At 34.5% G+C, this 17538-nt stretch carries 20 protein-coding genes and 1 other annotated feature; of the genes, 5 read left to right on the top strand and 15 right to left on the bottom strand.

Going from position 1 to position 17538, the window contains the following annotated elements:
* Nucleotides 1-56: 56 nt before the first annotated feature.
* The 4 genes from NSS74_RS07690 to NSS74_RS07675 form a co-directional block, all read right to left on the bottom strand.
* A complete protein-coding gene (locus NSS74_RS07690; protein WP_002128289.1) occupies nt 57-368 on the bottom strand; it encodes a hypothetical protein in 312 nt (103 codons plus the stop codon).
* On the bottom strand, nt 350-1372 hold the full coding sequence (locus NSS74_RS07685; RefSeq protein WP_002142518.1) for an anti-sigma factor: 1023 nt from the start codon (nt 1370-1372) through the stop codon (nt 350-352). Before NSS74_RS07685 ends, NSS74_RS07690 begins: the two co-directional genes overlap by 19 nt.
* Entirely contained in the window at nt 1362-1862 is a 501-nt protein-coding gene (locus NSS74_RS07680; RefSeq protein WP_002013989.1) for a sigma-70 family RNA polymerase sigma factor, read from the bottom strand. Before NSS74_RS07680 ends, NSS74_RS07685 begins: the two co-directional genes overlap by 11 nt.
* Nucleotides 1863-2119: 257 nt before the next feature.
* Nucleotides 2120-3082, bottom strand: coding sequence for a tubby C-terminal domain-like protein (locus NSS74_RS07675; protein WP_002142519.1), 963 nt, complete (start codon nt 3080-3082; stop codon nt 2120-2122).
* A 536-nt stretch (nt 3083-3618) separates the two neighbouring features.
* Here NSS74_RS07675 and NSS74_RS07670 point away from each other — a divergent pair.
* Nucleotides 3619-4116 (top strand): DinB family protein, encoded by a 498-nt coding sequence (locus NSS74_RS07670; protein ID WP_002142520.1) that lies wholly within the window; start codon nt 3619-3621, stop codon nt 4114-4116.
* A gap of 426 nt (nt 4117-4542) precedes the next feature.
* On the opposite strand, the gene NSS74_RS07665 is transcribed toward NSS74_RS07670, so the two are convergent.
* The 3 genes from NSS74_RS07665 to NSS74_RS07655 form a co-directional block, all read right to left on the bottom strand.
* A complete protein-coding gene (locus NSS74_RS07665) occupies nt 4543-5253 on the bottom strand; it encodes a YjjG family noncanonical pyrimidine nucleotidase (RefSeq protein ID WP_159146933.1) in 711 nt (236 codons plus the stop codon).
* A gap of 86 nt (nt 5254-5339) precedes the next feature.
* Nucleotides 5340-6359 carry a tyrosine-protein phosphatase gene (locus NSS74_RS07660; RefSeq protein ID WP_002142522.1) on the bottom strand — a complete coding sequence of 340 codons (1020 nt, stop codon included), beginning with the start codon at nt 6357-6359 and terminating at the stop codon, nt 5340-5342.
* Between the two features lie 180 nt (nt 6360-6539).
* Nucleotides 6540-7262: a GNAT family N-acetyltransferase gene (locus NSS74_RS07655; RefSeq protein WP_002033371.1), complete on the bottom strand. Its 723-nt coding sequence runs from the start codon at nt 7260-7262 to the stop codon at nt 6540-6542.
* Nucleotides 7263-7385: 123 nt separating this feature from the next.
* On the opposite strand from NSS74_RS07655, the gene NSS74_RS07650 reads away from it, so the two are divergent.
* Together NSS74_RS07650 and NSS74_RS07645 are read left to right on the top strand one after the other, a co-directional pair.
* The gene (locus NSS74_RS07650) at nt 7386-8225 is read left to right on the top strand and encodes a DUF2785 domain-containing protein (RefSeq protein ID WP_002033370.1); all 840 of its coding nucleotides are present in this window, start codon (nt 7386-7388) and stop codon (nt 8223-8225) included.
* 17 nt (nt 8226-8242) lie between these two features.
* The gene (locus NSS74_RS07645) at nt 8243-8692 is read left to right on the top strand and encodes an NUDIX hydrolase (protein WP_002142523.1); all 450 of its coding nucleotides are present in this window, start codon (nt 8243-8245) and stop codon (nt 8690-8692) included.
* Nucleotides 8693-8810: 118 nt separating this feature from the next.
* Here the strand turns inward: NSS74_RS07645 and NSS74_RS07640 are convergent, their stop codons facing one another.
* From NSS74_RS07640 to NSS74_RS07615, 6 genes are all read right to left on the bottom strand, one after another.
* The gene (locus tag NSS74_RS07640) at nt 8811-9065 is read right to left on the bottom strand and encodes a YbeF family protein (RefSeq protein ID WP_002142525.1); all 255 of its coding nucleotides are present in this window, start codon (nt 9063-9065) and stop codon (nt 8811-8813) included.
* A gap of 97 nt (nt 9066-9162) precedes the next feature.
* Nucleotides 9163-9543: a VOC family protein gene (locus tag NSS74_RS07635; RefSeq protein ID WP_002128301.1), complete on the bottom strand. Its 381-nt coding sequence runs from the start codon at nt 9541-9543 to the stop codon at nt 9163-9165.
* A 45-nt stretch (nt 9544-9588) separates the two neighbouring features.
* Entirely contained in the window at nt 9589-10629 is a 1041-nt protein-coding gene (locus tag NSS74_RS07630; protein WP_002128302.1) for an ROK family transcriptional regulator, read from the bottom strand.
* Between the two features lie 123 nt (nt 10630-10752).
* The gene (locus NSS74_RS07625; protein ID WP_002142526.1) at nt 10753-11946 is read right to left on the bottom strand and encodes an MFS transporter; all 1194 of its coding nucleotides are present in this window, start codon (nt 11944-11946) and stop codon (nt 10753-10755) included.
* Between the two features lie 69 nt (nt 11947-12015).
* Nucleotides 12016-12579: a maltose acetyltransferase domain-containing protein gene (locus NSS74_RS07620; RefSeq protein WP_002033363.1), complete on the bottom strand. Its 564-nt coding sequence runs from the start codon at nt 12577-12579 to the stop codon at nt 12016-12018.
* A gap of 221 nt (nt 12580-12800) precedes the next feature.
* Complete coding sequence (locus tag NSS74_RS07615) at nt 12801-13838, bottom strand: tryptophan--tRNA ligase (RefSeq protein ID WP_078203911.1); 1038 nt, start codon at nt 13836-13838, stop codon at nt 12801-12803.
* 5 nt (nt 13839-13843) lie between these two features.
* Nucleotides 13844-14050: a binding site (T-box leader), on the bottom strand.
* A gap of 137 nt (nt 14051-14187) precedes the next feature.
* Here NSS74_RS07615 and NSS74_RS07610 point away from each other — a divergent pair.
* Nucleotides 14188-15345: a 1-deoxy-D-xylulose-5-phosphate reductoisomerase gene (locus NSS74_RS07610; RefSeq protein WP_002142527.1), complete on the top strand. Its 1158-nt coding sequence runs from the start codon at nt 14188-14190 to the stop codon at nt 15343-15345.
* Nucleotides 15346-15373: 28 nt separating this feature from the next.
* On the opposite strand, the gene NSS74_RS07605 is transcribed toward NSS74_RS07610, so the two are convergent.
* Together NSS74_RS07605 and NSS74_RS07600 are read right to left on the bottom strand one after the other, a co-directional pair.
* Nucleotides 15374-16495, bottom strand: a complete 1122-nt coding sequence (locus NSS74_RS07605) for an AI-2E family transporter (protein WP_002033358.1) — start codon at nt 16493-16495, stop codon at nt 15374-15376.
* A gap of 64 nt (nt 16496-16559) precedes the next feature.
* A complete protein-coding gene (locus tag NSS74_RS07600; protein WP_002014007.1) occupies nt 16560-16808 on the bottom strand; it encodes a GlsB/YeaQ/YmgE family stress response membrane protein in 249 nt (82 codons plus the stop codon).
* A 231-nt stretch (nt 16809-17039) separates the two neighbouring features.
* On the opposite strand from NSS74_RS07600, the gene NSS74_RS07595 reads away from it, so the two are divergent.
* The gene (locus tag NSS74_RS07595) at nt 17040-17510 is read left to right on the top strand and encodes a GNAT family N-acetyltransferase (protein WP_002142528.1); all 471 of its coding nucleotides are present in this window, start codon (nt 17040-17042) and stop codon (nt 17508-17510) included.
* Nucleotides 17511-17538 lie beyond the last annotated feature (28 nt).

Raw genomic sequence — 17538 nt, 5'->3', positions numbered from 1 at the left:
GTTTACTTTTTACACATTAAAAAAGAGCGAATCTACATTCGCTCTTTTCCACATATTTATGGCGTAAAGCTTATCATCCAACCTAACATAAATCCAAATACAGCAAACAGTAACATAAAAACAAATAAACTACATGCCCACAATGCATATTTTCGACTTTTGCTTTTTGTGAGCATGCCTACGACTGAACACATCAATCCAGCTCCAACTATTTCTCGAAAACCTTCGCCTATAAATATTTCTTGAATAAGCAATGTAATGTTCAAATACAATAACGCTAGAAAGGCAATAATTAATGAAATAATACCCATCCACGTTTCCTGTTTATAAATATGACTCTTTCTTTTTTTTAAGAATGCCAATTCCATAATCTCGCTTCACCTACTTTCAAGTTTCTAACTTTTTCATGGCTCATCAATTTTTCAACTTCTCCTTTAGGTCCAGTTACAACTGCCCCGTATGTTTTTATCCCATTTTTTTCAAGGAAAGAAATGCGCTGTGACAACTCTAATGTTTTCGCTCTAGATAGCTTCACCGCTAAATCTTCATGCTTCCGTAATGACTTTAACACATCAATAAATTGTTCCTCATGAGGTGAGTCACTTAAAAAAGGACCACTTGGACTTGAAATCATATCTGCTGGAAAACCGATTGGGGCAACATACTGACCCTCATCATTCTTTTGCTTCTCCTCTAATCCTGTATTCACGGCATACCAAACAATATCAATAGTAGGAAACGTATCCGTTACCTCTTGTACACTTAATAATTCTCTAAAAGATACAAATGCTTCTACAACAGATTCTTGTGGAAGACCTTTTAATACCTGAGCTTCCTCGCTACTATTATAAGACACATTATAATTATTAGGATGAGATAATACCTCGTTATCTATATATGGGACTTCCGGAATTTTTTCATCTGTTGTATATTCACGGCTTACTTTCGTTGCTCTACTTAATAAATAATCTGTTTTCTCTTCTCCTATTCGAATATCTTTCTTTCCTACCCTTTTATACAAATCAAAATGCAATTGTAAACTAAGCGGTAACAATGTTTGCTCCATATCCCTTTCTTTCATAAATACATTAGGTTCTGTTACACTTAATGTTTGATTTACTACATTCCGTATCTCCATCGCGTTTGTAGGTGCCAATGTATAATATAAAAGTGTAGATATATATAAAATAGGTTGAATAAGTAATAAAAAAGTAAATACAATCAACACATTCGTAATTCGAGCTCTTTTTTTACCTATTTTCAACACTTGCTGCTGTTTTCCATCAGGAAGTGAATCTGGTCTTTGATGAAGAGCTTCTTGTAACAATTCTTTATAATCATCTTGTTCAGAATGAGGTTTATCATTTGTCATTTTGACTCTTTTCCTCCTTTAACAATTCTTTTAATCTCTTTCTCCCACGAAATATGTGACTTTTATAAGTATTTACCTTTAAATCTAATACAGTAGCACCCTCTTCGTACGTTAATTGATGTACGTCACATAATAAAATAGCTTGTGCCTCTACCACTGGTAAAGTATGAATAATCTGAATTAATTTTTCATAACTATTTTTTGCGACTACATACTCTTCTGTAGATTCCCCTGCTTGTATTGTCTCTAATTCCTCCGTTCCTACAAAAGATACTTTTTTCTCTTTCCTTACAAAATCAATAAACGTATGATATGCCACTTTAAAAAGCCATGATTTTACCTTTTGGTTTTCATAGTCTTCTAGATAAAGATACGCCCGATAAAAAGTCTCCTGCATCAAGTCCTCCGCTACGTGATGGCTACGAGAAAGGGAAAATAAATACCGGTACACATCGTTTATATAAACCTTATATATTTCTTCAATTTCCATCCCCCTCCTCCTTTCATATATAACACGAATAAGCGTGTTATAAAGTTGCATTATTTTTCCTTTTTATATTTTTTATTTATTAAAAAAGAAATAACATTTATACATTTTAATAACCATTTACAATTATAAACAAAATATGAGATGTTATAACTGTAAATTCCTAAAAAAAGAAAAGCGACAAAATGCAATCTTCACACCAGAACCACATAAAAAATACCGGTATCCTTCCCATGAAGAATACCAGTACTTTTCATTTATCACCCATACAAAACCGCATGAAATACACCTAACAGTAAGTATTGATCCTCTATATAATCCTCATCATATACATCCATCTCGATATAATACATATCTTCCTCAAGACGAATATTCCAATCTGCGATTACATAGCCGTTTCGTAATAATTTTCCAAGCCCAATTGAAGTTTTGTGAACAACATATTCTTCTGTCTTATATGTAAAAGTAAATAAGAAATTTGCATCTAATAACTTTCCGTCACATACAAGTATTTCATGCTCTGCATCATTATTATCGATGTACGTTACTAAAATCCTTCTTTGACGCTGCCTACTTACATCCTTTGCAATGACGCGAATATTGTTCTTACTATCCTTTATTTCATAAATGATATTACTACCGACTTTCGGAATGAAGTCTAGCACTTTCATCAACGTATTTTTATAATAGCCCCGTACTGCGCCTACTCCTTCGCTTCCATTGTAAACCTCTATTGAAGTCGTATCCGCTTTACTATCACACAGTCGTTTATAAGAAAGCTGCATCATTCGCTCTCCTCTTAAGTACTGATCAAACGTCACAGGATATCCTATCGCGCGCAGTTCCTTATTTAGCTCATATAAATAGCGTTGAACGCTCTCTACTAATGTTGTAGTTGATATACGCTCTTGAAGTTCAAATTGCTGCCAACTGGAAAAAACTCTCCACTGATCTTCCTCTTCATATACGAATCCGAGAATTACTTCCTCACGGTCACTCGTTTCATAATTCAATTGTTCTTTCTGCCCATGTTGCACTTGTTCCATCCACTGTCCTAAATAAATGCCAAGCTCTGCAACCTTCATGCATGACTTCTGAAAAAATACGCTGTCACTCACGCGAATCGTTAAATCCCCTTCAATAAAGCCATTTGCATAAGCGGCATACCGTGGCTCATCCTTCTGCGGGATAGCCTTGTCTAACTCAAATAAAAACATTAACATCCTTCACTCACCTCTAGTTGTTACACAGCTCATACATGACATCGCATCACTCTGAGAAACTATGTATATATGAATATTTAATTATCGCATTATAACACGTGAATGACCTTAGTATAGTAGCGCTATTTTTGCTTCGCGAACTCCCTCATAATAGAATAACTATCCTTTTATTATTTTTTTCTTGACTTAGAGTTCACTCTAATTATTATAATCAACTCATAGTTCATTCACAATAAAATCAATTGGATAAAATTCAGGAGGGATCGGAAAAGCTAAAATCAAAAGTGGCTGATATTAACGCAGACCTGAATGTTGTCATTCGAACCTTTGATTTATCTGTTAATACAATTGTACATTAAGGTACTAATTAAATAAAAACCTACGATTTCCTGTACGTTAAGAAGTCAGTGATTCTTGCCTTATTTTACTTTCTCTTAATAGTCGTAAAGCTTCTATAATTTATTTAGTACATATAAAAAAGACGGAATCATAAAATCAGCAAATTAGAAAATAAAACAGGATGGGAGTCAGTTATTATGGAGCAATCAAATAAAGCGTTTAGCCAGGCATTAGTAAAATCGTTAAGAGGGGAACGAGGACATCTTCCCATCAAGAATGCTTTGTCGGATATAGACGTGGCGCTTGCGGGAAAACGCAGAGAGGAACTGCCTTATTCTATTTATCAATTAGTGAAACACATGACCTATTGGCAAGATTTTCTCTTATTATCCGCTCAGGGGAAGAAGCCTGCATTGCCTGCCCATGTAAAAGAGAGCTGGCCTGAAGAAGAATGCCCTGGCAGTGAGGAAGAGTGGCAACAGATTATTCAGTATTTTCTTCAAGGGATTGAACAGGCATGCACGATCGCCCAAACTGTTCAATTGGACAAAACATTGGAGGAATGGCCTGATGAAACCCCTGGCGGTGTTCTACGGAATATTGCATCTCATAACTCCTACCATTTAGGAGAAATTGTGCTGATTCGCAGATTATTTAGTGCTTGGCCACCGCCAACAGGCGGATATCCGGTCTAAACAAGGAAAGGGTCCCACCTCATGCCCATTAACTTAAGATTTTGAATTACACCCAAAACGAAATTTTTACCACTTTACAGTTATTTATGAGAATTAAATTCATTTTTTTCATTACTGGGGAACAAACATTTTTTAAACTTGATGGAGATAGGGTATAAAAATACAAATTTCATCTCCGAAAAAAATAAAAAAACGATTGCTTGGATCCTAAGAGGCAATCGTTTTTTTTAGCTGTTTGTAATGACCAATTACAAACAGCTAAATATATTATTTTGTGTTATTTCTGTTTTCTTTCAGTAAAATTATTTTGACTTGGTACCATCTTTTTTTGTTCCATATCATAGTATATGAACTTATATGAACGATTTTTCAAATATATCTACCGTAACTTAATATATATCAACTAATCGAAAAATCTTAATTCTATTAAAATGAAGCTACCTTTTCTTCCGCCACTTCCGCAATTTCTAAAATTTGTAGCAGGTTCTCCACTTCATAAGTCGGCTTAACACTCGTCGTATTCTCTTTTAAACTCGGATTATACCAACACGTATCAATACCGTAATCTTCTCCGCCTTTCATATCAGAAGTTAGCGAATCTCCAACCATTAGTACACTTGATTTATCCGTAATCCCAAACTTCTCAAAAGCATAATCAAAAATCTCACGCGCTGGTTTTTGATGGCCGACTTCTTCAGAAATAATAATATGATCAAAGAAGTGACATAAAGGGGAATTTCCAATTCTAGATTGTTGCACCTTCGTATATCCATTCGTAATAATACCTAACTTGCAATCTTGAAGGTTCTCACATAATTGCACTGCACCATCTATAAGATGTACTTCTTTTCCTAAGTTTTCAAGGTATACATCACTAAATTGCTGCGCATCTACTTCTAGAGTATGAAGAGCAAATAATTGTCTAAATCGATCTACCGCTAATTCACTTAGCGTAATCATTTTATTCTCTAAATCTCTCCATAATCCATTACTAATCTCTTTATAACTTGCAAGATAATCATTATACCCTGTAGGCATGCCAAATTGTACAAACGCGTTATGTAATGCGTTTCTTTCTGTTTTAGGGAAATCTAATAATGTATCGTCTACGTCGAATAGTATTACTTTGTATTTCATGATGTTCGCCTCAATTCCTATTTTCTCATAGCTTAATTATAGCAACAATAATAAAAGGAGGCTAATCCAATCAGCCTCCCTTCTTCTTATTTATCTTCTAGCAATAATTCTTTCAATTCCTCTAACGATTCTTTCGTAAAGCCAAGAGCTTTTTCAGCGTATGCTTCCACTGATCCATATTGCTTTTTAACTTCATCAATCGCAGCTTGTAAATACTCAGCACGTGCTTCAAACATTGCACCTAATATTGCTCTACTTTCGTCGTTCTGTAATTTCGCACCTAAAAAGGCCATCATTTTTTCATTTAACTTTTCACGGAAACCGTTACTTAGTAAGTAGTCTTCCATTACTGTTTTTTCCGGTACACCTAGTAAAAGTAATAATAATGCAGAACCAAATCCTGTACGGTCTTTTCCAGCTGTACAGTGGTTTACTAACGGTAAGTTTTCCGGGTTTTGCGCCAGTTTTAAGAAGCTCACGAATGCTTCATTACCACTTACGAAATCTTGATTCATTTTCACAAGATACTCGCCTGGTTTCCCTAACATAGAAAGGTCACCAACTTGGAAAAATTCATTTATATTCAAGTCTTTCGCCAAGTCTTGCATAACTGGTAAGCACACTTGACGAGCACCTGTAACACTTGGGTTCGGCTTATGCTTCACTTCAAAATCTGTACGGTAATCACAAATTAATTTTAAGCTAGACTTCTGTAAATACTCGATATCCCATTCTGTTAATCCTGCTAATTCTTCAGAACGATACAATTTACCCCATTTTACTTTACGGCCTTCAGTCGTTTCATATCCTCCCATATCACGGAAGTTAAACGCACCTTGTAATGGTAATCTACGCTCAGCTACTGTCACTGCTTGTCCATTACTTCCTACTAACCTAAAATATGGACGCTCATTTTCACTCGGGTTTTCAATTGTACATGCATCCCCACTTACTGTTACAAGTAATTCTCCATTTTCTTCAATATGATCTGGTGAAGTACTCCAATAAATACGAACTTCTTCTATATTATTTTCCCACTTTATATGTAACGTATTATCTTCATTTCGTTCTACAGTTGCTTGTAGCCAATTTCTTTGCTGCTTCATACTTTCACCAACGCTTTCTTCGTATAGTCTAATCCTTCTCTATTGTATTATAGGAAAGCTTACTTTGTCGTTTCGATTTTTCTTTTTATCTTACAAACATGCAAAAAGTTCTTTTATTTGTTCATAAGTTGTACATGGATTCCCGCTAAATGAGTTCGAGAGAGTAAATCATCCATCCTTCTAAAACCTTCTCACATATCGCTCAGTAGAGCTCAGCTGCTGACATCCGTTCTTTTCAAAGACATCCTTCATCCACTCGTTTTGTACATTTGTCTCGCCAATATAATAAGATGCGCCTATTTCTTTTAAGACAAACATTGCCCCTGTAAAGAATGCTGCTTCATACCCTTTATTTCGCATATTTGGAGCGACTGCGAAATACATAAGTTTTCCTTCTTCTAACGTACCTCTTTCAATATGCGGGATTACAATTCCTATTGGCTCTTCATCGATACTTGCTGTTAAACAATGTTCTTTCCATTGCCCACCTATTTCTTGTAGCATCGTATTTACAAATTGATCATAATCGATTTGTTCTCCCGTCACTTCATTCCACAGTGAATAAAAAGCGGCTTCGCCTATCTCTTCAATAAGCTTAAAATCAATTTCACTTTCTATATCTTCTACTTCATATATATCCTTAAATACAATCATATTTTCAGTAATATATTCAAATGAATACGTTTCGAAACATTTCTTATACACATCATAATTTGGGCTTTTTGAAGAAATCTCAAATTGCAATTCTTCTATTCCATCTTTTTCAGCTTCAGCAACGCAATATTGCATTATCTCTTCTAATTGCTCTTCTGTAAAAACCTCTGCATCATTTTCTTTTATCATTATAGAAGAAGCATTTTTTCTTATTTTAAAATGTTTTTCTAACTGTTCTATAGTCATCATATACTTCCCTCATCTATGTCATACTCGAATTTCTACTTGTTCTCCTTGCATGAGCAGGATTGTCCTTGAATATATAGAATACTAGAAAACATTGCATCTTTAAAGTGCGGAGGAGGTTCTCCATTGGATATTACATCATTGCAACAACAGTTAGAGCTTATACAACAAAATGACTATACGCAACTGCAACATATAGATATTAATGAGTTAACGCTCAATATGCTTCAGTATATCGGAACAACTGATAGTTACGTTCGTTACCAACTTATATATAAATGTTTTGCACATTTCATTCATCATGAATTCCTTATGGACGATCAACTGAAATTACTTCTACAAACTTGTTTAAGTGATGAGTATTTATATTGTGACATTCACTCCCCACTTACAGATGGGGTTTTCACACGTTCTTATACTGTTTCGTTACTTGCATTAATACTCCAATTCGCTAACTCGCACTACTTTTTTACAGAGGAGGATATCGAAGAAATAAAAAACAAACTCATTACATACACAAACTTAGAAATGGATTTTCGAGGCTATATTGAAAATAAAGGATGGGCTCATTGTCTTGCCCACGTATCTGATGCCTTTTCTGAAATTGTTCACAATTCCTATACGACCTTTGAATGGTACGAGGAATTAATTCATTGTTTATTAAATAAAATTTTCATCCCATCGGATCTTTTTCATAATAATGAAGATGAACGAATTGTTACACCGTTACTATCTATGCTATATCATGACTTCCCGCAAGATGAGTTAATTTCAATTATTTATAAAAAAATAAAAAGGCTTCCTCAAATTAGAAAACGCCTTTCCCTTAATGAGTATTGTATTTTATGCGCAAACATTAAAATCTTTTTACGCACATTATTTTTTAGAACAAAAGATGATCATAACTTAGCATTTACAGCACGTAAAACAGAAAAAATGTTAAAAGAACTGCCTAATTATTATTAAATATAAGGAGAAGAATTATGGGCTATATTGAAGACATGAGAAATCTAGTAGGAAATCATCCACTCATTTTAATCGGATCACACGCCATTATATTAAATGAGAAAAATGAAATATTACTGCAGCTCCGTACAGATTTTAACCGCTGGGGTATTATTGGTGGCGCCTTAGAATATAATGAAACGTTAGAAGACGCTTTACAACGAGAAGTATATGAAGAAACTGGACTTATCATTAAAAATCCAGAACTACTCCGTACATACTCAGGACCTGATTTCTTTCAAATCTATCCAAACGGCGATCAAGTACACGGTGTACTCGCTGTTTATATTTGCCGAGAATTCCACGGTGAGCTTATATGTGATCAAACTGAGTCAAAAGAATTACGCTTCTTTCCGCTTGATGAGTTACCTATTACTCTTCATCCAGTTATTGAACGTATTATTAGGGAGTTTCAGCACTCCAATTAAAAAACATTACATATTGTATATAGAAATAAAACAACCTCATTTCCCGTCATGATAACGCGAAATGAGGTTGTTATCGTTCAGCATAAATCCCTATTCCCCAAAAAATAACCAAATGATATTAACGTTCACTTTCTACAGCTGTATATCCCCTTACAAATAAGAGTGTTATATAAGAAGTAATGAATGAAAAAATAGTATATATGCCCACCCAAAAGAAAAATGATGGATCATACAATGTAACATTTAACATAAGAAAAATAAGAAATATTACCATTGGCATCACATAAAATACACCTAATTTATATGTCCCAGCTATTGAAAAAATAAAAATAAGCAATGGATATATACAGAAAATAAAAATGAATTCACTCACTGTTATGTCCCCCTTTCTGAAGAAATAATAGGTTTCTCGTAAACATTTTGGGGAACAACAAAGTTTTATTTTTTATCAGTTATTAATAAATATAATGTTAGATTGTTATCTCAATCTGATTTCCTTCAGGATCACTTACTACACTTTCATAGTAGCCATCCCCTGTAGTACGCGGGCCGTTTAACACAGGGTATCCTGCTTCTCTTAATGTATTAGTTAATTCGTTCACTTTTTCTTTACTACCTACAGAAAAAGCAATATGCGCATATCCTATTGTTTGTACTTGTGTTTTACCGTCTATCCCTACTTGTCTCATAAGTTCTAGACGCGCTCCACCTTCAAAAGTTATAAAATAAGATTCAAACTGCTTTTTCGAATTGTGATATAAGCTATTTTCTTCACCACCAAAGTACTGTTTATAGAAATCACGCATTCCTTCTAAATCATTTACCCAAATTGCTACATGTTCAATTTTCATAATCGACACCTTTTCTTTTACAGTATTCAACCAACAATTTGATATTTAATTTTCTTTGCTTGTTCTTGTTATCATCAGATCAAGTCCAAGACTTTTTAATCCATATAAATAATCTTCTTTCCAATCGCTCACTGTTATTTTCGGAATATGTTCTGCCGGAATGTACTTCGGACAAGTTTTTACAATTTGATCTATTACGAATTGATTCAATTCATCATCACAGAAGATAAAGGCATGAGGGTTAATAATAGCTATACATGTAGCTATTAAACGAGTAATGGCATCTATATTATATTGCTCTGGATTATTTGAATCTCTTACTGCATCTTCACTTCTCAAAGATTGTAAGAAGTTTTTATTATCATACTGTGGAACGAAAGATATCTCCCCTGAGAAAAAGGTACTCCCTCGTACCACATCTCCATTTATCATAATTCCCGCCCCTGGGCCGTTTTGACCTGAATACAAATATACAAGAGATGATTTATCATTATTTCCAGTATTTTTATAATAGCCAAGGACTGCGGCATTCATATCATTTTCTATTACTACAGGTATAGAAAACAGATCCTCCAAATGACTTTTCAAATTAAAATTTTGGAACTTTTCATAACCAGGTATATAAAAAATACGACCATTATCAACCGAACCGGGCACACCAATTGATATAGAGCTTATTTTCGGAAATGTAGCTATAAGACTTTCTATATGTTTAGATAATAGGTTTACGCCAGTATCAATTAATACACTTGAAGTACTTCCTTGTTCTTTTACTTCCCCTAAACAGTTAAAAATTGTATAGTTCGTCTCATTTTTTTCTAAAAATATCGCTAAACCTAACATATATTCCGGATTATACGCATATCGTTTTGCTCTTCTTCCACCACTTGAATCATCTAAACCGACTAGAGTGATTTCTCCGTCTTGTTTCATTTTTTCTATAAATTTACTCACAGTTGGAAAACTGATTTCTAATGTATTACTAAGTTCAACTTTCGTTGCACTACCTTGCTCTAGAAGAGCTGTACGAATGCCGCGAAGGATCGTCTCTTTAATCGATTTTTGAGTAACAAATTGTTCACTCAAATCGCTCACCACCTTAATCAACATACTTATTAAACACTTTTAATAAGTTGCGTTGATAATATATCATACATCATTTTCTAAAGCAATAGAGATGATACATTTCCGCTGGCATGCACTCCTTATTTAGCTCGATTTATTCTCTCTCGTAACAGACGATACAATTCCAGACAAGAGAACAAATAATAAAACAGCTAACAAGGCATTGCGTATCCCGAATGCTTCCCCCAGTATACCTAAGAATGGTGGTCCGACTAAAAATGCTGTATAACCGATTATAGAAACTGCAGCAACATTAGAAGTCGCATTTTCACGGTCATCTCCAGCAGCTGACAGACCAATTGGGAACCCTAGCGCTGCACCAATCCCCCACAGTACTACACCAAATGCTAGAAAATACGAATTACTCCCAAATATTACGATTAAAATTCCTAGAATCGCCATCATAATGGTGGCACGTACGACAGCGACACGACCGAATCGATCAAGGAAATAGCTGCTACACATACGAGTTAACGTCATTGCTAATACAAAAATTGTGTACATAATAGAACCTGCCACTATACTTTGCTCTTGTCCATCTACCATCACGATAGGTAGCCAATCATTTGCACTACCTTCTGCAAATGCCATTCCGAGTACAAAAAGACCAATTAAAAGCACCTTTTTTTCCATACGTAAGGTCGTATGCTTCTCTCTCCTTTTGTTCCACGATTTCTCCTTCTTTCCTGTTCCATGCGGAAGAAAACGATACACCATACATACAAGTAATATAAACACGACCGAAATCGCAAGAAACTGATACAGAATCGGGATGTGAAGCGACGCTGCGACAGAACCACTGAGCGCGCCTACTAAAGTTCCTACACTAAAAAAGCCATGGAATTTCGGAAGAAGAGTTGTTCCTAATTTCTGCTCAATGGAAGAACCTTCTACATTCAATGCGACTTCCGCCAATCCGTAGCCTACTCCAAATACTAGTAAGCTACTAAAAGCCCCCATACTAGAAACAAAATAAATATTTATACCTAAACAAATCAATCCAACAATCATAAAAAACATACTGCCTATAATAACGTCTCTAGCTCCCTTACAGTCAATGAAGCGGCTTGCACTCAGTAAACCAATTATTGAACCGACAGATAGTCCGAATAAAATCCAGCCCATTTCTGCATTTGACACTGCTAACATATCTCGAGTAGCTGCTGTTCTTGAAATCCATGTAGCAAACGCGACACCTGGCAAAGCAAATAAGAGAAAAAGAGCATTTCGAGAGGCAAGTAATGTCTTTGTATGATTATACGCACTATTTTTCTTCATATGAAACACCTTTCACATTGTCTATACGATACGACACCAGTTTATTCATGCATCCGTGAAAAATGATTTCTATAAGTCTATCATTTTCATAACTTTGGCTGGATTACCACCAACTACTACATTATTAGGTACATCTTTTGTCACAACTGCCCCTGAAGCAATTACAGCGTTGTCTCCAATTGAAATACCAGGGTTAATAATAGCTCCCCCACCAACCCAAACATTGTTACCAATCTTTACAGGCTTTCCATATTCTTTTCCAGAATTCCGCTCTACCGGATGCAACGGATGCGTAGCAGTATAAATGTGTACACCAGGTGCAAACATACAATTATCACCGATTCGAACTTCACAAACGTCCAAAATAACACAATTGAAATTTGCGAAAAAGCTCTTTCCAATGTGGATATTGTAGCCGTAATCACAACGAAAATCAGGATTAATGTGGGTTTTTCCGTCAGCTGAAGAACCTAAAAGCTGCTCTAACAAGGTAAAGCGGCTTTCATCACCAGTCTCCATCGCCTCGTTATAAAGGCGTGTTAAACGTTTTGCCTCAATCCTATCAGCTACTAATTCTTCGTCATCCGCAATATACATTTCTCCCGCCAACATCTTTTCTTTCTCAGTTTTCATCTAATCATCTCCTTCGTTATCGAATGAATCAAACTTATTAAATTAGTTTAATAAGTGACTTTAATGTTACTTATTAAACACGTTTAATAAGTAACCCTATATTAACATATTTTTATTAATATGCAATTAATAAATTCAGTAAAAAATGCGAATCCCTCATTTTACATGCAGATAAAACGAATAAATAATTAAGATTCACATAGAAAAAAACAAGGGAGCGCTCAGCGTCCCCTCTCAAATCCAATCTGTTTTTTAATTTCCACCAAATTCACCTTCGCAATAGCCCGCGCCCTCTCAGCACCTTTTTCTAACGCTTCATATAGTAAATGTGGATCATTCATATAATTTCCGTATTTTCCCCTAGGTCCTGAGAGTTCACGATTTACAACGCGGAATAACTCTTTTTTCACATCGCCCCATCCGATTCCAGTCTCATACTTTTCGCGTAACGCCTGAATTTCGTCTTCCTTCGCAAATTCTTTATATATCATAAATAACGTTTCTAGTTCTTTCGGTTCATTCGGAAGTGAGGAATCTGTTTTTATTTTAAATATTAACTTTCTAAGTTTTTCTTGCTCTGCAAATAATGGGATAACATTTCCGTAACTTTTACTCATCTTTCTTCCATCAAGTCCCGGTAAAATTGCCCCTTCTTCTTGTATGACATACTCTGGAAGCGTAAATGTCATACCAAATGTATGATTAAAGTACGTCGCAATGTCACGAGCAATTTCAATATGCTGAATTTGATCTTTTCCGACAGGTACATGAGTAGCTTGAAATAATAATATATCAGCCGCCATTAAAATCGGGTACGTATATAATCCCATATTCACACCTGCATCAATTTCTAATCCCGCTTCTTTATTTTGCTCTACCTTCGCTTTATATGCATGGGCACGATTCATAAGTCCTTTCGGAGTTAGACAAGCTAATATCCAAGCTAATTCTAGAATCTCTGGCACTTCTGTTTGTCGATAGAAAATAACATCTTCTCCAAGTCCGAGTGATAACCATGTAGCTGCTACCTCTTTCGTGTAACTACTGAACTTTGCTGGATCATGCACAGCATTTAACGCATGATAGTCTGCTATGAAATATAACGCTTTTCCTTCTTTGTTTTTTGACATTTGTAATGCAGGTTTAATCGCACCAATATAATTGCCTAAATGCGGGTAACCTGTTGGTTTAATTCCTGTTAACATAATTTTCTCGCTCATCCTAACTCCTCCTTTCTCAAAATAAAAAGAGCCCCTCATCCTAAAAAAAGGACGAGAGACTCCCGCGGTACCACCTTAATTAGCTATATTATAGCTCACTTCAACTTCTTAACGTGAAGTAACCGTCTTCGCCTACTCATTTAAGCTAGAAGCTCCAGAGCACATTCCATATTCATCACTTACTGATTCCCACCAAATATCAGCTCTCTGAAAAGTTTTGAATATGTACTCTTCTCTTTCATTGCTTTTTAGTTTTTTTTACAGTTTATCACATTTACTTTCCAATTAAACCCTAATTTTCTGTTTTATATAGCAGGAATTTCCACCTTAATTGTCTAATAATATATAGGTTTGCAGAAATACTCGAAACAACTTTGGAGGTTTTTTCATGGTAAAATATATATCCATTTTAGGTTCAACAGGATCCATTGGCACATCTGCATTAGATGTCGTTTCCGCTCATCCTGAACATTTTAAAATCGTCGGTTTAACCGCAAATTATAATATCGATCTTCTCGAAAAACAAATCGAATCTTTTCAGCCTCGTATTGTAAGCGTAGCGACAAAAGAATTAGCGGACACATTACGTTCTCGTATTTCAACAAATACAAAAATTACATATGGAACTAATGGTTTACTTGAAGTATCTACCCATCCTGATACAAATCTTGTATTAAGTTCAGTTGTCGGTGTTTCAGGTTTACTCCCAACAATTGAAGCATTAAAGGCGAAGAAAGATATCGCTATCGCTAACAAAGAAACTTTAGTTGCAGCTGGACATATCGTCACCGAACTAGCGAAACAAAACGGATGCCGCCTAATTCCAGTTGATAGTGAACATTCAGCCATTTTCCAATGTTTAAATGGGGAAAATAATAAGGAAATCGAAAAATTAATTGTTACAGCTTCTGGCGGCGCTTTTCGTGATAAAACACGTGAAGAAATGAAAATATTACAAGCGAAGGATGCTTTAAAACACCCAAACTGGTTAATGGGCGCAAAACTAACGATAGATTCTGCCACGTTAATGAATAAAGGGTTTGAAGTGATGGAAGCTAAGTGGCTATTCGATATTCCTTATGAAAAAATTGATGTTATGATTCATAAAGAAAGTATCATTCACTCTTTAGTGGAATTTATTGATGGATCAGTCATGGCACAGCTCGGTGCTCCTGATATGAGAATGCCGATTCAATATGCGTTTCACTACCCTACTCGACTACCTTCATCCTATGAAAAATTAAATTTATTAGAAATTGGTAGTTTGCATTTTGAAAAACCAAATTTAGAGAAGTTCCCCTGTCTACAATATGCATTTGAATGTGGAAAAATTGGCGGTACAACTCCAGCCGTATTAAATGCAGCGAACGAAATTGCAAATGCACTATTTCTTAAAAATGAAATTGCATTTTTCGATATCGAAAAAACAATTTACAATACAGTTGAAGCTCATCATAACGTAAAAGATCCTTCACTCGATGATATATTAGAAGCTGATCAATGGGCACGCCAATACACAAATCAATTGTTAATGAAAAAGAGCTAAAACAGGTTTCTCTGTTTTAGCTCTTTTTTCACGTATTCAACTTCACAAATCTATAACCGTGCGTAACTAAAACTTTTAATATCGCATACCCTGGAATTGCTAAAATAATCCCCATAATTCCAAATAAATTCCCCGCAGTTAAAATGATAAATATAATAGTAATCGGGTGAATATCTAACTTTTTCCCCATGACTTGTGGAGAAATAAATTTACCTTCTGCTAATTGTACAATCATCATAACGATAATTACTTTTAACACCATTGATGGCGAGTCGATAAATGCGATAATTAAAGCTGGTGTAATTGCAATGATTGGTCCTACGTACGGAACGATATTTACAATCATCGCTAAAATAGCAAGTAGTACCGCATATTTAATACCAATAATAAGATAACCGATTAATAGCATAATACCGATAAATAAACTAACAATAATTTGTCCTCTAATATACGAACTAATCGCATAATGCATATCATCTAGTATTCTCTTCGCAGCTGGTTGTCTTTGCTCAGATATAAACTTTAAAAAATGATTCGGTAATTGCTCACCATCTTTTAAAAGATAGAACAAAATAAACGGAACCATTACAAATGTTAAAACAACTTCAGTAATTGTACTTAAAAATCCAGTTACATTTCCTGTTACTGATGATAATGATTTTGTAAAGTTCATTGTAGAATCTTTTACGATATTAGCAAAATCAATATTTAAACTTTCCTGCATTCTACCAATTACATTACTTTCTCCAAATTTACGTGCTGCCCTTTCGATTTCATGCCCGAAATATGGCAAGTTATCTATTAAAGCATTTACTTGATCTTTAATAATTGGAATAACCGTGACCGCAAGAAAAACAAATAATCCAAGAACAATTATATATATCGAGGCAATTGACACAATTCTCGACACACCTTTTCTTTCTAAAAGAGAAACGAATGGATGCAATATATAAAATAGTACTCCCGCTAATAATACTGGGAAAAAGATTGTTTTTAAAAATACGACGAACGGTGTAAAGACGAATGATATTTTTGTAAGTAATAATATATTTACAAACAGCAACGCGAATCCAAGTAGTACAGCTAAATAATTTTGTTCTTTAAAAAACTTTTTCAACTTATCTCTTTTTCTTATATTTACTTTCTCCAAATGTACCACCTCTCTAATTAGGAAAAGCCCTAAAAGGGCTTTATAAAACAATCAGTAATAGCCTTTATTTTCTTGCAACTTTTACTACAAATGATACAATAAGAATTAACACAATTGCACCTAATAATGCTGGCACGACATGAATCCCACCAAATGATGGCCCAAAAGATCCAAATAATCTACTACCTAACCAAGCTCCTAGTAAACCAGCAATTATATTTCCAAACATACCAGCTGGAAAATTTTTACCCGTTATAGAACTAGCAATTATACCTATAATAGCACCAACTATTAATGTAATAATCCATCCCATTTTTAGTCCCTCATTTCTATTATAGTTTGTATTATCAAATACAAGAGTAGCTAAACTCTTATATAAGATTACGTATTTATCTACGCTAACCATATCCTACTATAGAAATATACCTACGAATATTTTATGTATGGAGATACATATATTATATGCAAAAAAGAAAAAAATTGTCAAACTTACCCACAAATCAATTATATTAATATATCATATTTAAAGGAGGCGTTATTATCTATGATTCATAAATTACTTGCCACTTCTTATGAAGTAGCAACATCCATTTTAAATGTTCAACTTCCAGCTTATAAAATTGAAGCAGACTTTTTAAACAGTACTGCAATACCTCGTTTATATGATACTGTAAACGATATTCAAAATTGTGATGAAACATTCTATGGATATTTCTCTGAAAATAAACTCGTCGGCTTTATTTCTTTTATACAAGAAGAAGAACTAATCGATATCCACAGATTAGTTGTATCGCCCAATTTTTTTCAAAAAGGAATCGCAACGAAACTGCTACTTTATATATTTAACATGTTCTCGTCTTCAATGACATACATTGTACAAACAGGTAAAGCCAATACTCCAGCTCTCGCATTATATAAAAAACACAGCTTCATTGAAGTAACAGATACAACACTACCTGATGGCATGATCCTTACGCAACTAAAAAGACAGAAAACACAAAATAGTTTGACTTAATTATTTATTTATGTTATTTTTTACTTTA

Origin of the sequence: Bacillus sp. FSL E2-8868 (genome assembly GCF_038005505.1) — a bacterium.
Taxonomy (GTDB): domain Bacteria; phylum Bacillota; class Bacilli; order Bacillales; family Bacillaceae_G; genus Bacillus_A; species Bacillus_A mycoides.
This window is presented reverse-complemented; position numbering and strand designations above follow the sequence as displayed.

Bases quoted from the DNA above. Each gene is read 5' to 3' on its own strand.
- NSS74_RS07665 (WP_159146933.1), bottom strand. From the start codon at position 5,253: ATGAAATACAAAGTAATACTATTCGACGTAGACGATACATTATTAGAT.
- NSS74_RS07595 (WP_002142528.1), top strand. From the start codon at position 17,040: ATGATTCATAAATTACTTGCCACTTCTTATGAAGTAGCAACATCCATT.
- NSS74_RS07690 (WP_002128289.1), bottom strand. From the start codon at position 368: ATGGAATTGGCATTCTTAAAAAAAAGAAAGAGTCATATTTATAAACAG.
- NSS74_RS07635 (WP_002128301.1), bottom strand. From the start codon at position 9,543: ATGAAAATTGAACATGTAGCAATTTGGGTAAATGATTTAGAAGGAATG.
- NSS74_RS07675 (WP_002142519.1), bottom strand. From the start codon at position 3,082: ATGTTAATGTTTTTATTTGAGTTAGACAAGGCTATCCCGCAGAAGGAT.
- NSS74_RS07660 (WP_002142522.1), bottom strand. From the start codon at position 6,359: ATGAAGCAGCAAAGAAATTGGCTACAAGCAACTGTAGAACGAAATGAA.
- NSS74_RS07680 (WP_002013989.1), bottom strand. From the start codon at position 1,862: ATGGAAATTGAAGAAATATATAAGGTTTATATAAACGATGTGTACCGG.
- NSS74_RS07620 (WP_002033363.1), bottom strand. From the start codon at position 12,579: ATGAAAACTGAGAAAGAAAAGATGTTGGCGGGAGAAATGTATATTGCG.
- NSS74_RS07610 (WP_002142527.1), top strand. From the start codon at position 14,188: ATGGTAAAATATATATCCATTTTAGGTTCAACAGGATCCATTGGCACA.
- NSS74_RS07615 (WP_078203911.1), bottom strand. From the start codon at position 13,838: ATGAGGGGCTCTTTTTATTTTGAGAAAGGAGGAGTTAGGATGAGCGAG.
- NSS74_RS07685 (WP_002142518.1), bottom strand. From the start codon at position 1,372: ATGACAAATGATAAACCTCATTCTGAACAAGATGATTATAAAGAATTG.
- NSS74_RS07645 (WP_002142523.1), top strand. From the start codon at position 8,243: ATGGGCTATATTGAAGACATGAGAAATCTAGTAGGAAATCATCCACTC.
- NSS74_RS07625 (WP_002142526.1), bottom strand. From the start codon at position 11,946: ATGAAGAAAAATAGTGCGTATAATCATACAAAGACATTACTTGCCTCT.
- NSS74_RS07655 (WP_002033371.1), bottom strand. From the start codon at position 7,262: ATGATGACTATAGAACAGTTAGAAAAACATTTTAAAATAAGAAAAAAT.
- NSS74_RS07600 (WP_002014007.1), bottom strand. From the start codon at position 16,808: ATGGGATGGATTATTACATTAATAGTTGGTGCTATTATAGGTATAATT.
- NSS74_RS07670 (WP_002142520.1), top strand. From the start codon at position 3,619: ATGGAGCAATCAAATAAAGCGTTTAGCCAGGCATTAGTAAAATCGTTA.